The following is a 13,661-nucleotide window of genomic DNA, read 5'->3' as shown; positions in this document are numbered from 1 at the left end:
CCGCCGGCTGAGGACCCGACCGGGGCCACGCGTGGGCCCCGGGGCCGGGTGGGCTCCGGGGCCGGGTGGGCTCCGGGGCCGGGTGGGCTCCGGGGCTAGCCAGGTCAGCGGACCACGTCCACGAAGACCGGGTTGGTGTACAGCCAGGTGTCCACCCACGGGTCGCCGTCGCCGGGCGTGTGGGGAATCGGTCCGTGCGGATCGACGGCCGCGCCGAGGAACCCCGGGCCATGGCGCTTGCCGTCACTGCCGCGCAGCCGGAGGTAGCAGGACTCCTCGGCCCTTCCCAGCGGGATCCGCAGGGTGTACCGGCCGCGCCGTCCCGCCACGTCCGAGGTGTGCACCACGCGGGTGTCGGGCGCGCGCCAGGTGTCGGCGTCCTCGACCGGACCCCGTACCGCGCCGCGGATCACATCGAGATGGGCCAGCCGCGGCAGCTCACCGTGGTGGTTGCGGCGGGACGCCGTGGTGACGGTGACGGTCAGGAACAGACGCTCGCCGCGCCGCGCCCGCAGCCGTCCGCCGAGGGTGATCCCGCGCCCGGCGCCGTGCTCCGTGGTGACCCGTACGTCGATGCCGTCGACGAGCTGGCCGTGGTCGACCCATACGCGGCCCGCGCGCAGTCCCTCCATCACCTGCCGGTAGCCGTGCCGGGTCACCCCGACATGCGTCCGGCTGAACTGCCCCGGCCAGAAGTCCCCGCCCGGCTGAGGCTCGGTGGTGTTGACGGGGTCCGGCAGGCGTCCGACGTTGTCGAAGTTCCGGCCGGGCGGCCAGTCCCCGTTCTTCCAGGTGTCGTACGCGACCCGGTGGACATCGGAGTTGGACGTGATGGAGAACAGCCGGCCCTCGGCGAGCATCGAGTCCCACAGCCCGCCGACGGTCGCGGTCGCCCAGTCGAAGCCGCCGTACGTCACATAGGCGCCGGCCGGATAGCCCGGCCAGGAGTCCGCGGAGGGGGAGTTCACATACTCGCCGCGGACGCTGTGCGGCCCCGCCCAGCCGGGGAAGGCCCCCGCCTGCGCGCCGGGCGCGCCCTCCATGCCGATCATGATGTCCGGGGCGGCGTCCCGCCAGGCGCGCATCTCGTGCGGGGAGTCGATACCGAGGCGCAGCGGGTGGTTGGCGAGGACCAGCACATCGTCCACGTATCCGGTACGGCGCTGCTGGTCCAGCCACTTGAGGGCCTTGATGGCGTGTGCCTCGTTGCGCGGGGTGTCGGGGTGTCCGGCGGCACCGGCCGTGTACCCCAGCAGCTTTCCGTCGTACGCCTGCTCGAAACGGGTGAGGAGTTCGACTTCGTGGCGTCCGGGCGGCGAGAAGACCGTGCAGTGCTCGGCTCCCGGGATGTACCACTCAAGACCCTGGAAGATCAGCATGCGCCGGTTCTCGGCGCGCGCCCTGAGTATCTCGCGGTGCTCCGCCGCGGCGCCGCCGGGCAGGGTGTGGCCGATGTTGCTGTGCTCGGTGAGGACCAGCCAGTCCAGTCCGTACGTGGCGGCGGCGCGGGACAGTTGGGAGAAGGTGTACTTGGCGTCGTGGCTGTAGACCGAGTGCACATGGTGGTCGCCGACGAGATAGGCCAGCTCGGGGTCGCTCTGATGTCCATGGCGCCCGTCGTGCCCGCTCACGGCGGTCGCCGCCTCGGCCGTGGACGGGGTGAGCAGCGCGGCGCCGCCCGCGAAGGCGGCGCCGAACAGGCCGGCGGTACGCAGCAGTCCGCGCCGCGAGACTCCCTGCGCGTCCAGCGAGGCGGCGGGCACGTCGGGGTCCGCCCAGCGCGGCAGCCGCTGCCCGGAGTCGTGCCGGGACCCATGCCCGGAATCGTGGGCGGGCTCGTGGAGGGGGGCGTGCATCGCGTGGTTCTCCTTGTCGCGCGTCGGCTCACGGACCGAGAGCAAACTACGCGGGGCCGACGGGCGTTCAGGGGCCCATACGGCAATGACTGCGGTAATAACCCATGAATGCGCGACATCCCCTCAGTTGTCAGTCGCCAGTCGCCAGTCGCCAGTCGTCAGGAGCCAGGAGTCAGGAGCCAGGAGCCATGGGCCCGGGGACCGGCGTCATGAGGGGGCGGCGGGGACCGCGGCCAGGAGGTCCCGGACGACCGGCCCCGCGGAGGCGCCTCCGGTGACCCCCTTCTCGACGACACAGGCCACGGCCACGTTGCCGCGATGGGCCACCATCCAGCCGTTGTTGGGGACATCGTCGGCGACCTCGGCGGTGCCGGTCTTCGCGCCGACGTCGCCGGGCAGATCGGCCAGGACCGAGGCGGTGCCGTCGGTGACGGTGGCGCGCATCATCTCGCCCAGTCGCGTGACGACCTTCCGCGGCAGCGGGGTGGTGGCGGTCGTGTCCTTAGTGCCGCCCGTGATCGTGGGCTGGTGGAAGGTGCCGGACACCGCGGTCGCGGTGACGGACGCCATGATCAGCGGGTTGGCCTGCACTCGGCCCTGTCCGATCATCGAGGCGGCCTTCTCGGTCTCGTCACGGGGGACCGGTACGGAACCGTCGTACGAGGGAATGCCGACGCGCCACTCCTGGCCGACACCGAAGTACGTGCGGGCGACGTCCCCCAGTTCCCGGTCGTCGAGCTTGCCCCGCAGGCTGATGAACGCGGTGTTGCACGACTCGGTGAAGTCCTTCAGGAAGGTGGCGCCCCGGTGCTCGGAGGTCTCGACGTTCTGGAACCGCTTCCCGACGGTGAGGAATCGGGGGCAGTCCACGATGTCGCCCGGCGCGACCGCGTCCTTGACCAGCAGTGCGCCGCTCGTGACGATCTTCCAGGTGGAGCCGGGCGCGTAGGTGCCGGAGACGGCCCGATTGAACCCGGAGGACGGAGAGTTCGCCACGGCCAGGATCTCGCCGTTGTCGATCCGCAGCGCGACGAGCGCGGCGTCCTTGCCGTCGGCCCCGGAGGCGAGGGCCTTCTCCGCCGCGGACTGCCAGGTGGCGTCGATGGTGGTGGCGACGGGCCCGTCGGCGGGGCCCTCGGACTTCTCTCCGAAGGTGGCTTCCGTCCCCTTGACCTCCCCGGTGGCCCGGTCGACTCGGTGGACGGCACCGCGCGGACCCGAGCCCGCGGCGCCGGCGATCTGGGGCAGGACCGGGCCCAGGGAGGGATACGTATCGCCCGACAAGCGCTCCCCGTCGCGGTCGGTGACCTCGGGCCCCGCCGTGTCCTCGCGCTCCAGGCGGAACTTCTCCGAGCCGCTCAGCTTCGGGTGGACGAGTGACAGCGCCCAGTCCACCTTCCAGCCACCGTCGTCCTGCTCGCGCAGGGGCAGGGCCGAGGCGTACGTCCAGGTACCCAGCCCGGTGACGGGCATCCTGGCGGTGAAGGCGACGGTGACGGTGCCCTCCTCGCCGATGGTGGCCGCACCCGGGGTCAGGCTGGGCTTGCTGATGTCGAGCCCGCTGGTGAAGCTGCGCAGTACCCGCTCGGCCTGCTCGGGGCTGGAGGTGAGCGCCGCCGCCCGCGACATGCGGCCCGCCGCCCAGTCGGCCAGGAAGGCATGCGCGCGCGCCGTCGCCTCGGGATCGGGTTTCCGCGGCCCGGGGTCGAAGGGGCCCAGCTCCGCGGCGTACCCCGCGCCCACGACCAGCGCGACCGCGAGCCCCACCGCGGCTGTCGCGCGGGCTTTCCTGGCGGGCCTTCTGCCGCGACCGGTGACATGTTCGGTATCCGTCATCAGGGGACTCCTCGCAGGGGCTCGGCTCGTAACTCGTAACTCGTAACTCGTGACTCATGGCTGATGGACGGCGGCCGACGGCTCCTCGCGCATGTCTCCCGCGTCTCCCGCTGCGACAGCCGCTGCGACGGCCGTACAACAGCCGTTACGACGGGGCTATGACAGCCTGTCGGCGATCACGGACGCCGCCTCCGCGATCAGCTTGTCGTCGTGTTCGGCGTCCTTGGCGGCGCGGTTCGACATGATCGCCATGACGATGGGGGCGGAGTCGGGGGGCCACACCACGGCGATGTCGTTGCGGGCGCCGTGATAGCTGCCCGTTCCGGTCTTGTCGCCGACCACCCAGCCCTTGGGCACCCCGGCCCTGATGAGCGCGTCCCCGGTGGTGTTGGTCCGCAGCCACTGCGTGAGCTGGGCCCGCTCGGCCTTGTCGAGGACATGGTCGAGAACGAACGCGCGCAGATCCTCGGCCAGCGCGCGCGGCGTGGTCGTGTCCCGTGTGTCGCCCGGGACCCAGCGGCTCAGGTCGGGCTCGATGCGATCCATCCTGGTGACGTCATCGCCGATGTCCCTGAGTACGCCCTGGAGGCCCTTGGGCCCGTCGAGTTCGTCGAACAGCAGATTGGCCGCGGTGTTGTCGCTGTAACGGACGGCGGCGTCACACAGCTCCTTCAGGCTCATCCCCGTCTCGACGTGCTTCTCGGTCACGGGCGAGTTGGCGACCAGATCGTCCTTGGAGTAGGTGATCACCCGGTCCATGCCGCTCAGGGAGTACTTCTTCAGCACGGCACCGGCGGCCAGCGCCTTGACCGTGGAGGCGAAGGGGAACCGCTCGCCATCGTTGTACGCCACCTCGCGCCCGGTGCCGGTGTCGATGGCGTAGACACCCAGCCGCGCGTCGAACTTGCGCTCAAGTTCATGGAGCGCACCGGCGAACGGCTTCGCGGCCGGACTCGACTTCGATGTATCGGCGGACGGAGACGCCACGGCGGAGGACGCGGAAGAGACCGCGGTGGAAGCCGCGGACGCGCCCTGGCCGCACGCCACGAGCGGGACGAGGGCGAGCGAGGCCAGCGCACTGAGAACGGCGCGCCTGACACGGGTGTGCTTCATGGTTCGAACCTCCGGGGCGTCCCGCACGCGGGGCGCATAGGGGATGGAGTGACACCGCCCCATCCCGATGCGTGGTCGTGGTCGTGAGTGCCGGGACCACCCTCGCCTCCCTTCCGTCATGCGGTCCAATACGCTCATGCGCGGTTCCATGCCGATCTGGCATAGAGTGCGGGCTGTGGATCTGGTGGGAGCGTGTCGCGCGTTCGTCAGCGTCAGCGAGCACGGCAGTTTCACCGTCGGAGCGTCCGCTGCCCGGATGTCCCAGTCGGTGGCCAGCCGTCGCGTCGCCGCGCTGGAGGAGCACTTCGGTGAGCAGCTGTTCGAGCGCACGTCGCGACGGGCCGTCCTGACCCCCTTCGGCCGGGACATGCTGCCGGCGGCCAGGCAGCTCGTACAGACGGCCGAGGTGCTGCTGAACGAGGCGGCGGCCGTCAAGCGCAAACCCTGGCGGCTCGCGGTGCCCGGCATCTGCTCCACGGCCGGTCTCGCCCGTCTCGTCGCGGAGGCGCGGGGACACGGTGTCACGCTCGATCTCCGCGTCGCGGCGCCGGCCCGGCGCAGGGAGCTGATCCACGCCCAGCAGGTACGTGCCGCCGTGCTCGCGGTGCCCGCCGACGAGGCGACTTGGTCCGTTCCGCTCGGTCTCGCCGGTGCCCAGGATCCCGGCATCAGACGCGTGTACGTCGAGACGCTGCGCATCGGACGGGGCTCCCCCGGCCCGGCCCGCCGTATCTGGATCCAGCCGGAGGACGACGTGCCGCATATCCGTGACCCGCTGACGAGGCTGCGCGACGCGGTGGGGCTGCGGCCCGCCCAGCTCGTTGCCGCGGCCGATCTGACGACCGCCGCGGCGGAGGTCCTCTGCACCCACGACCTGTTGCTGTGTTCACCGGCACAGGCCGAGGAACTCGCCCTGAACTGGCGGCCCATCGGCGAGATCACGCTCAGCCGGGGGTTCGCCCTCGCAGCCGCGGCGGACGGCAATCCACAACACATCGAAGCGCGCCTGGGCGACGCCCTCGCCCGTCTCCTCGGCGCGGGCACCCGGGCGGGCACCTCGGGAGGGGCGGCGGCATGAACACCGAGGGACGACTGCTCAGCGATATGCGCCGGCAGCTGGGCGACGGCGGTCTGCACGGCTGCCTGCTCGTACGGGATCTGCACACGGGGGAGGAGCTGGGGATCGACCCGGACACCCAGCTGCCCGCCGCTTCCCTGGTCAAGGTCCCGCTCGCGCTGGCGACGGCGGAGCGCATCCGGCGGGGCGAACTCGACGGGGCGACGATGCTCGACGTGCCACCCGGGCGGATCACCACGCCGGGCCCCACCGGGCTGAGCCGATTCCGCCACCCCAGCCGGATCGCCATCGACGACCTGCTCTATCTGAGCACCTGTGTGAGTGACGGAACGGCCGCCGACGCGCTGTTCGACCTCACCCCGCCCGGACAGGTCACCGACATCCTCCACGAACTCGGCGTCCGCGGCCTCACCGTCCGGCACGGCATGCTCGAACTGTCCGACACCCCCGCGGAACGCTTCGACGCCGCCCAGGCCCATCTCGCCCACGCCCTGGCCATCGACGCCGGCACCGGCGGACGCGGACACCGGGTGCCGCAGCTCGACACCACCCGCGCCAACACCGGCAGCGCACGCGCGTATGTCGAACTGCTCCAGGCCCTGTGGACACCCTCGGCGATCCACCCCGAGGTGGCAGGGCGCGTGCGCGGTCTCATGGGCAACAACGTGCTACGGCACCGGCTCGCCCCGGACTTCAGCTCCGACGCCACCACCTGGTCCTCCAAGACCGGCACCCTGCTCAATCTCCGCCACGAGATCGGTGTCGTCGAACACTCCGACGGCCAGACCTTCGCCATCGCCGTCCTCACCGAGTCACTGGTCCCGGCCGGCACCCAACCCGGCGCCGACGCCCTCATGGCGCAGGTAGCACGCGGTCTGCGCGATCACCTCAGACAGCTTTAGGACGGGATCCGACGCCGCCCCACCCATCCGCGCGGCCTCTTACCCGTCTCAGGCCGCCGGGGACGGCTCGGCGGCGGGGGCGCGGCGCAGCGCGAGAACGGCGATGTCGTCCTGCTGATGTCCGGCGGCGAAGGTACGGGAATCCGCGTGGAGCGAGCGCGTGAGCCGGTTCGGCGGCAGCCCCGCATCCTCGGCGAGACGCTTCCTCAGCGGGAAGAACGTGCCGTCGGGCGCGCGCGTCTCGGTCAGCCCGTCGGTGCAGAGCAGCAGCGTGGTGTCGAAGGGGAAGTCGAACCGGGCGACGGTGCGGGCCCCGGGCGCCAGTGAGCCGAGGCCGAGCGGGAGATCGGCCTCATCGAGGAGTACGGAGACGGACGCGCCCGGTCCGACGAGATACGGGCGTGGGTGTCCGCAGCTGATGGCCTGCACCGTCGTGGTGTCGTCGATACAGAGGACCAGCGCGGTGACGAACCGTTCGGGTTCGTGGGCCTCGGCGGCGATGGAGTTGTGCCGTACGACGGCCTGCTCCAGGACCTCCACGAGTCCGGACAGCGTCCTCTCGCGGTACGCCGCCTCGCGGAACGCGCCGATCACGGCGAAGGCCGTGCCTATGGCGGGCAGCCCCTTGCCTTGGACGTCACCGATCAGTACGCGGGTGCCATAGGGCGAGGCCGCCAGGTCGTAGATGTCGCCGCCGACGAGCTTGTCCTCCTGGAGCGGCTCGTAGACACCGTCCATCAGCACCTGGCCGGTCAGCAGGGGAAGCGGTCTGAGGATGCTCCGCTGCATCGCGGTGGCGGTCGACCGCAGCCGCAGCATCTCGTTCTCGTGCCGGATCCGGTACCGGCAGCCCAGCACACTCAGCACACCGAAGACCACGGTGAGCGTCAGCGCCACGATGTCGTCGTTCCGGCTCTGCTCGGGGTGGTACAGCAGGGACAGCGCCATCGCGGCGGTGGACCAGCACGCGGTGAACACCGTCTGCCGGACGCTGCAGAAGGCGGCGGCGAACGCGGGGAGGAAGACGAGCAGGCTGATCAGGCGCAGGCCGGTACCGGTCAGCACGCCGAGCACCAGGATCAGCGCGGTCAGCCCCACCACCCAGAGCAGTACGGCGCCGTTCGACGGCCGACGTGCCCGGGGGCTGTCCGGATCCGCCGGCTCGTCGGCCCTGGTGGCCACACCGCGCTCCCTTCGCCGTCGGACTCTCCCCCCACCTTCGGTCCGGGCCCTCCGGCTCGCGAGCGGCGAGGAGCACACGTGTGATCACGGCGCGGGGGGATCGCGGTACGACCGCCCTGCCGTGCCCGCGGTCGCGTTCCGCCGCGGGCACGGCCGGTGCCACTACCGCGGATCGGTCACCGCAGATCGATCTGGAACACCTTGTCCGCGCCGGCCGGCTCACCGCCGTTGGCGTCGGCGTTGGTCGTCGCCAGCCACAGGGCGTTCTGGCCCGGCAGCTTCTCCACCGTCCGCAGCCGGCCGTACTGACTGGCGTAGTACGCGACCGGCGTGCCCGTGCCCGTGCCGGTGACCGGTATGCGCCACAGCCGCTCGCCGCGCAGCGCCGCCAGATAGAGCGCGCCGTCGGCGAACGCGACCGCGCTGGGGGAGGCCTCGCTCGTGGTCCACTGCCGGGCGGGGTTGGTCATGCCGGCGGTGGTGCAGCTGCCCTCGCAGACCGGCCAGCCGTAGTTCTTGCCGGACTCGATCAGATTCAGCTCGTCGAACCTGGTGTTGCCGAACTCGGCCTCCCACAGCCTGCCTTGAGCGTCCCAGGCGAGCCCCTGGGGGTTGCGGTGTCCGAGGGAGTAGACGAGCGTGCCGAAGGGGTTGCCCGGCGCGGGCCTGCCGTCGGGCGTCATCCGCAGGATCTTGCCGCTGAGGGAGCTCGCGTTCTGCGCGAGGTTCGCGTTCTGGGCGTCGCCCGTGGTGGCGTAGAGATAGCCGTCCGGGCCGAACTTGAGGCGCCCGCCGTTGTGATAGCGGTTCTTCGCGATACCGCTGACCAGCACGGTGTAGCCGCCGAGCGAGGAGCCGTCGTAGGTCATCCGGACGATGCGGTTGTCACTGGACGACGTGTGCATCAGATAGATGTAGTGGTCGCTGTTCCAGTTCGGCGAGACCGCGATGCCGAGGAGTCCGCCCTCGCCGCCGGTGGTCACGACATTGGGCACGGTGCCGACCTCGGTCCTGGTGCCGGACTGTGTGAGCTTGAAGATCTTGAACGAGTCCCGCTCGGTGACGAGCGCCGCCCCGTCGGGCAGCCAGCTGAGCCCCCAGGGGACGGTCCAGCCGGACGAGACCGTCCGGATGGCGGACGGAACGGAGTCGATACCGCTGTCGGTCTGTGCCGTGGCGTTTCCCGTGCCGGCGGTGGCGAGCAGGCCGGCGGTCACCGCGGTCGCGGCGGCGACGGCGGTCAGTGCGGTGGGCAGGAGCCTGCGGGCGGTGTGGGGGTGGCGTGCCATGGAGCGGCCCTCCTGAGGGGGTCGGTACGGCTGGAACGTCGCGCGGGCCGGCGGATGTCCGGCCGCTGCTGACGAGCACCTGACAAGAACTCGGGCTCCTGAGGAAACGTAGGAGGTGTGTCATGGCCGGTCAAGGGCGGCGGGCACGCGGTCCAACGCGCGTTCGGATTGGGGTGGTTGGGGCGGATGTATACGGTCTTCTCACCCGTCCGGCCCACACCCGCTACCCGAACAGGTGGTTTGGCTTTCGCGTCCGTCTCCCGCGGTGACGGCGTCCGGCAGTCTCCTCCCGTGCCGGACAGCCCGGCCCGAATCGTGTCAGGAGAATTCATGTCGGCATACAAGCTGAACTGGGTCGCCGCGGCCGCCGCTCTCGCGGGAACGATGCTTGTCGCGTCGATGACGCCGACCGCGTCCGCGCAGCCGGACGCGGAAAGGGCGGCCAGGAGCGACAGGACGGAGAGGGCGGTCACCGTTCAGCAGCTCAGCCTGCGTCTGGCGGCCGACCCCAGCCAGGTGGCCAATGTGAAGGGCGGCGGCAGCGCGAACGGTACGCCGGTCATCCAGTGGCCCTGGTCCGGCACCCCGAACGAGCGCTGGGAGGCCACGGCCAAGGGCGGCGGCTACTACCAGTTCGCGTCCCGGGAAAGCGGAAAGTGCCTGAACGTCAAGGGCGGTGGGAACGCCAACGGCACCGAGGTCATCCAGTGGACCTGCGGCAACGACGCCAACGCGCTGTGGAAGTTCGTCCCGAAGGGCATCGGTTACGAGCTGGTCGTCAAGTCGAGCCAGAAGTGCCTCAACGTCAGGGGCGGTCTCGGCCAGGGCAACGCCCTGATCCAGTACACCTGTACCGGCGTCGCCAACGACATCTGGCTGCCCGTCTGGGAGCACTGACGGCCACCCCGCGCCGTACCGGTCCGGCTCGCTGACGAGCGGCGGGACACACGTCGCGGGTGACCCCGAGACCGGCTCGCGGAGGGCCGCCGACAGCGTCGGCGGCCCTCTGTGGTTCCGGAGAGGGACGGCGAGGCCTCAGCGACGGGCCTGGACGAGCGCGTGTGTGCCGCTGGTGCGCCACGGCTTCCCGCTCGCTTCGAGGCCGTCAAGTGCCCGGGCGTCGAGGCCGACGATCACATCGGACTTGAGGGTGCGCAGCGCCGCCACGGGACCGGGGAAGTACGCGGTACGGCCGGCGAACGAGGACGTCGGCGCCCAGTACCGGTCGCCCACGAGACGGCGGTAGTTGAGATCGCCCTTCAGGACCGTCACGGTGGCGCCCGCGAGGTCATGGCGCAGATCGTCCGGCATCGCGCTGTACGGCAGCGGCGCCCGGAAGAAACCGTGCGCGCGCACCGCGAGCCGTCCGTCCGCCATGGCCGACCAGAGCCGTTCGCCGGTCCCGGCCGCGTATCCGGACGCCGCGCCGAGCCGCCGCAGACCGTCGATGACATCCGTCATCGTCGCGTCGGAGACGTAGTACGGGTACGGCTTGACATGCAGGACGGCGCGGGCGGCGCGGCCGGTGTGGAGCAGATGGTCGAGCAGCACGAGATCCGGGATGAGTTCCCGGCCGGCGTTGTCGGCGATCAGATGCACCGTACCCGCCGCGCCGACGGGCAGCAGCGACCACAGCAGCGGGCCGTCGTCCGCGACCAGGCGCGGGTCCGTACCGCTGTCGGCGGGTACGGAGCCCGAGGCGATCCGGAAGCCGAGGTCGGCGCGGTTGCCCCAGAGCGAGGCGTGCGCCAGCGCGAGCGCCTGTTCGTCCGCGGGCCGTCCGGCCAGCCCGTCGAGAGCGGCGAGTTCGTCGTCCACCGCCGGGCCGCGCAGCTCGGCGGCTTTGAACGGGGCGAAGGGGTCGACGCCCCGCCACGGGCCGTCGGTGAAGTAGCCCATGGCGTCGAGGAGTACGCGGTAGAAGTAGCTCTCGGACCACAGGAACGGTACGTCGAACCAGGACCGGCCGAACCAGGAACCCCCGGCGGGGTCACGCCCCCAGGTCTCCCACTGGGCGCGGTCGTGCGCCTCAGGAGCGAGCGGCTCGATCACCCCGTCGGTGACCGAGCGCAGCAGGGCGTCGAGCGCCCGGTGCTGTGCGGGGGTGCAGGGAAAGGCGTCGCGTACCTGCTGGATGAGCGCCGGATGGCGGTCGGCCAGCACCCCCCGGGCGAAAGAGCCCGGCTCATTGCCCAGGATCACGGGTGCGTCGTCTGGTGCGGGCATCGCCTTCACATACTCCTCGCTCGGCCGTCCGGCGCGGCCCCGTCGAGCCGCCGTCGTCGGCCGTCCCCGGGACCACCACCGCACCGTACCGGTGGCGGCTCACGCCCACAGCGCCCCGGCGAGGGCGACCCCGGCGAAGGCCGCGCCCAGCCCGGCCACCACGCTGCCGAGGACATTCGCGGCGGCGTACAGCCGCGCGCCGTCCTCGGCGAGCCGCAGCGTCTCGTAGCTGAACGTCGAGTACGTCGTCAGCGCGCCGCACAGACCGGTGCCGAGGAACAGCTGCGTCCGCGAGGACGCGGCCCCGGCGGCGACCGCTCCGGTCAGCAGCCCGAGGATCAGACAGCCCACGACGTTGACGGCGAAGGTCCCCCACGGGAAGACGGAGTCGTGCCGGCGCTGGAGGCTCCGGTCGGTCAGAAAGCGCAGCGGGGCGCCGATGGCCGCCCCGGCCACGACCAGCAGCCAGTTCACCGCGCCTCCCGCCGGCCGGCATGACGGACGACCTCGCAGCTCTCCAGCGTGACCAGACCCTCGCGGACCAGCTCGTCCAGGCGCGGGAGGAAGCCCCGGATCTTCTCTTCGGTGTCCACGATCACGATCGCGACCGGCAGGTCCTCGCTCAGCGACAGCAGCCGCTGCGTATGGATCAGCGAGGACGCGCCGAACCCCTCGATCCCGCGGAACACACTCGCGCCCGCCAGCCCCGCCCGGTGCGCCCGGTGCACGATCTCCGTATAGAGGGGTCTGTGGTGCCACACATCGGATTCACCGATGAGGACCGTCAGCCGCAGGGCGCTGCCCATCAGCCCGTTCATGTCTGCCTCCACGCGACTACGCGGCGCGTCACCCACACCGCACTCCACACCGAGGCGAGGGCCGCCACCAGCGTCAGTCCCAGATACGCCATGCCTGTGGCGGGCCGCCCCGCGCCCACCAGGAGCCGGATGTCCACCGCGTAGGTCGAGAACGTGGTGAACCCGCCCAGCACGCCGGTCCCGAAGAACGGTCTCACCAGCCGGTGCGCGGCCCACACCTCACTGATCACCACCATGAACACGCCGATCACCACGCACCCCACCACGTTCACGGTCAGCGTGGTCCACGGAAAAGCGCCGGGAGGGGTGGGCCACAGGAGGGACGCCCCGTAGCGGGCCGCCGCGCCGATCGCACCGCCGAGCGCTACGACGGCCACCACCGGCCCGAGCGCTCTGGCCCCCGCGCGCCGCCGCTCGGCGCTGGACGGACCGGTATCGGGTTCGGGGGGCTCGTTCATCCCTGCGGGGCGGGGGCCTTCCAGCGGCATACGTCTCCTACTTGCCGGGCACCCGTGCGCGGGCGCGCTCCTTCGCAAGCAGGGACCGTTGGCGGTATGTCACCGCGGTTCGGGTACGGCGGGCCCCACCGCCGTGTGGTCGCCCGTCGGGGCCCACCACTGCCTCCAGGCTAGCGTCATGGCACCAGTGGCGCCGATCCGGGCCGTGAGCGGTCCGGTCACGGCTCTACGCACAAGGCCGGAGGCGGCTCACAGCCCGGGACCGCCATGGCGCGTGTACTGGTCGATCAGCTTCGTACGCGCCACCTCAAGACGGCGGGCCAGGATCTCCGCGATCGACCGGGTCAGCGCGTAGCCGAGCGCCGGATCGTCCTCGCACAGGGTCCGTACGGCGTGCCCGTCGAACTCCAGGGTGCGCACCGGACTGAACGCCTCCGCCCCGAAGTGCCAGCGGTGCGGCGGGAACAGCCAGGACCAGCCGAGCAGATCCCCGACACCGAGCGTATCGACCAGCACCCGCCGGCGGCCGGGTACGTACATGTCCAGCGAAACGGCGCCCGAGCGGATCACCCAGAACCGGTCCGCCGGATCCCCCTCCTCGAAGATCCTGGTGTCCTGGGGGAAGGAGACATAGCGGGCCTGTCGCATCAGGAGCTCGCTGTGGCCGGTGGGAAGCACCGTCAACAAACGCGTCGCGGGAGCCATGGTGGGGTACCTCCTTGCCGAACCGCGTGACCGGGCCGGACGGGACATACGGCGCATACGGCCATATCTCAGATGGTATCCCCACCGTATCGCCTGCTCGGAACCGTATGACCTGCACGGAAGCGGTGATGTCACCGTGTGTGAGTGGCGCCGCGCGGACAGTGCCGGGCCGCCGGCGATCCCGTACCCCGGCCGAGA

The 13,661-nt window shown here is 71.3% G+C and carries 13 protein-coding genes; 3 read left to right on the top strand and 10 right to left on the bottom strand.

The genetic code is table 11. The annotated features are described in order from the left end of the window. Nucleotides 1-104: 104 nt before the first annotated feature. The 3 genes from AB0M67_RS00735 to bla form a co-directional block, all read right to left on the bottom strand. The gene (locus AB0M67_RS00735) at nucleotides 105-1,856 is read right to left on the bottom strand and encodes a PHP domain-containing protein (RefSeq protein WP_365741076.1); all 1,752 of its coding nucleotides are present in this window, start codon (nucleotides 1,854-1,856) and stop codon (nucleotides 105-107) included. Nucleotides 1,857-2,063: 207 nt separating this feature from the next. Continuing rightward, a complete protein-coding gene (locus AB0M67_RS00730; RefSeq protein WP_365741074.1) occupies nucleotides 2,064-3,692 on the bottom strand; it encodes a penicillin-binding transpeptidase domain-containing protein in 1,629 nt (542 codons plus the stop codon). Nucleotides 3,693-3,848: 156 nt separating this feature from the next. Continuing rightward, nucleotides 3,849-4,805: a class A beta-lactamase gene (bla, locus tag AB0M67_RS00725; RefSeq protein WP_365741072.1), complete on the bottom strand. Its 957-nt coding sequence runs from the start codon at nucleotides 4,803-4,805 to the stop codon at nucleotides 3,849-3,851. A gap of 175 nt (nucleotides 4,806-4,980) precedes the next feature. On the opposite strand from bla, the gene AB0M67_RS00720 reads away from it, so the two are divergent. Both AB0M67_RS00720 and AB0M67_RS00715 read left to right on the top strand, forming a co-directional pair. After that, nucleotides 4,981-5,883, top strand: coding sequence for a LysR family transcriptional regulator (locus tag AB0M67_RS00720; protein WP_365741070.1), 903 nt, complete (start codon nucleotides 4,981-4,983; stop codon nucleotides 5,881-5,883). After that, nucleotides 5,880-6,785 (top strand): serine hydrolase, encoded by a 906-nt coding sequence (locus tag AB0M67_RS00715; protein ID WP_365741068.1) that lies wholly within the window; start codon nucleotides 5,880-5,882, stop codon nucleotides 6,783-6,785. Before AB0M67_RS00720 ends, AB0M67_RS00715 begins: the two co-directional genes overlap by 4 nt. 48 nt (nucleotides 6,786-6,833) lie before the next feature. Here the strand turns inward: AB0M67_RS00715 and AB0M67_RS00710 are convergent, their stop codons facing one another. Together AB0M67_RS00710 and AB0M67_RS00705 are read right to left on the bottom strand one after the other, a co-directional pair. Beyond that, nucleotides 6,834-7,967, bottom strand: a complete 1,134-nt coding sequence (locus AB0M67_RS00710; RefSeq protein ID WP_365741066.1) for a PP2C family protein-serine/threonine phosphatase — start codon at nucleotides 7,965-7,967, stop codon at nucleotides 6,834-6,836. A 176-nt stretch (nucleotides 7,968-8,143) separates the two neighbouring features. Continuing rightward, a complete protein-coding gene (locus AB0M67_RS00705) occupies nucleotides 8,144-9,256 on the bottom strand; it encodes a PQQ-dependent sugar dehydrogenase (RefSeq protein WP_365741064.1) in 1,113 nt (370 codons plus the stop codon). 330 nt (nucleotides 9,257-9,586) lie between these two features. On the opposite strand from AB0M67_RS00705, the gene AB0M67_RS00700 reads away from it, so the two are divergent. Beyond that, nucleotides 9,587-10,153, top strand: a complete 567-nt coding sequence (locus AB0M67_RS00700; protein WP_365741062.1) for an RICIN domain-containing protein — start codon at nucleotides 9,587-9,589, stop codon at nucleotides 10,151-10,153. 138 nt (nucleotides 10,154-10,291) lie between these two features. Here AB0M67_RS00700 and AB0M67_RS00695 read toward each other — a convergent pair whose 3' ends face one another. The 5 genes from AB0M67_RS00695 to AB0M67_RS00675 form a co-directional block, all read right to left on the bottom strand. Then, entirely contained in the window at nucleotides 10,292-11,482 is a 1,191-nt protein-coding gene (locus AB0M67_RS00695) for a damage-control phosphatase ARMT1 family protein (RefSeq protein ID WP_365741060.1), read from the bottom strand. Between the two features lie 99 nt (nucleotides 11,483-11,581). Next, nucleotides 11,582-11,956 carry a fluoride efflux transporter CrcB gene (gene crcB / locus AB0M67_RS00690; RefSeq protein ID WP_365741058.1) on the bottom strand — a complete coding sequence of 125 codons (375 nt, stop codon included), beginning with the start codon at nucleotides 11,954-11,956 and terminating at the stop codon, nucleotides 11,582-11,584. Next, nucleotides 11,953-12,300, bottom strand: coding sequence for a DUF190 domain-containing protein (locus AB0M67_RS00685; protein ID WP_365741056.1), 348 nt, complete (start codon nucleotides 12,298-12,300; stop codon nucleotides 11,953-11,955). The genes crcB (AB0M67_RS00690) and AB0M67_RS00685 overlap by 4 nt, the downstream gene beginning before the upstream one ends. Beyond that, nucleotides 12,297-12,788 (bottom strand): fluoride efflux transporter CrcB, encoded by a 492-nt coding sequence (gene crcB, locus AB0M67_RS00680; RefSeq protein ID WP_365741054.1) that lies wholly within the window; start codon nucleotides 12,786-12,788, stop codon nucleotides 12,297-12,299. The genes AB0M67_RS00685 and crcB (AB0M67_RS00680) overlap by 4 nt, the downstream gene beginning before the upstream one ends. Before the next feature lie 219 nt (nucleotides 12,789-13,007). Further along, complete coding sequence (locus tag AB0M67_RS00675; protein WP_365741052.1) at nucleotides 13,008-13,463, bottom strand: cyclic nucleotide-binding domain-containing protein; 456 nt, start codon at nucleotides 13,461-13,463, stop codon at nucleotides 13,008-13,010. Between the last annotated feature and the right edge of the window lie 198 nt (nucleotides 13,464-13,661).

Source organism: Streptomyces sp. NPDC051662 (assembly GCF_040681655.1).
Classification (GTDB): Bacteria; Actinomycetota; Actinomycetes; order Streptomycetales; family Streptomycetaceae; genus Streptomyces.
Note: the sequence above shows the minus strand (reverse complement) of the source record. Positions and strands in the feature narration are given on the sequence as shown.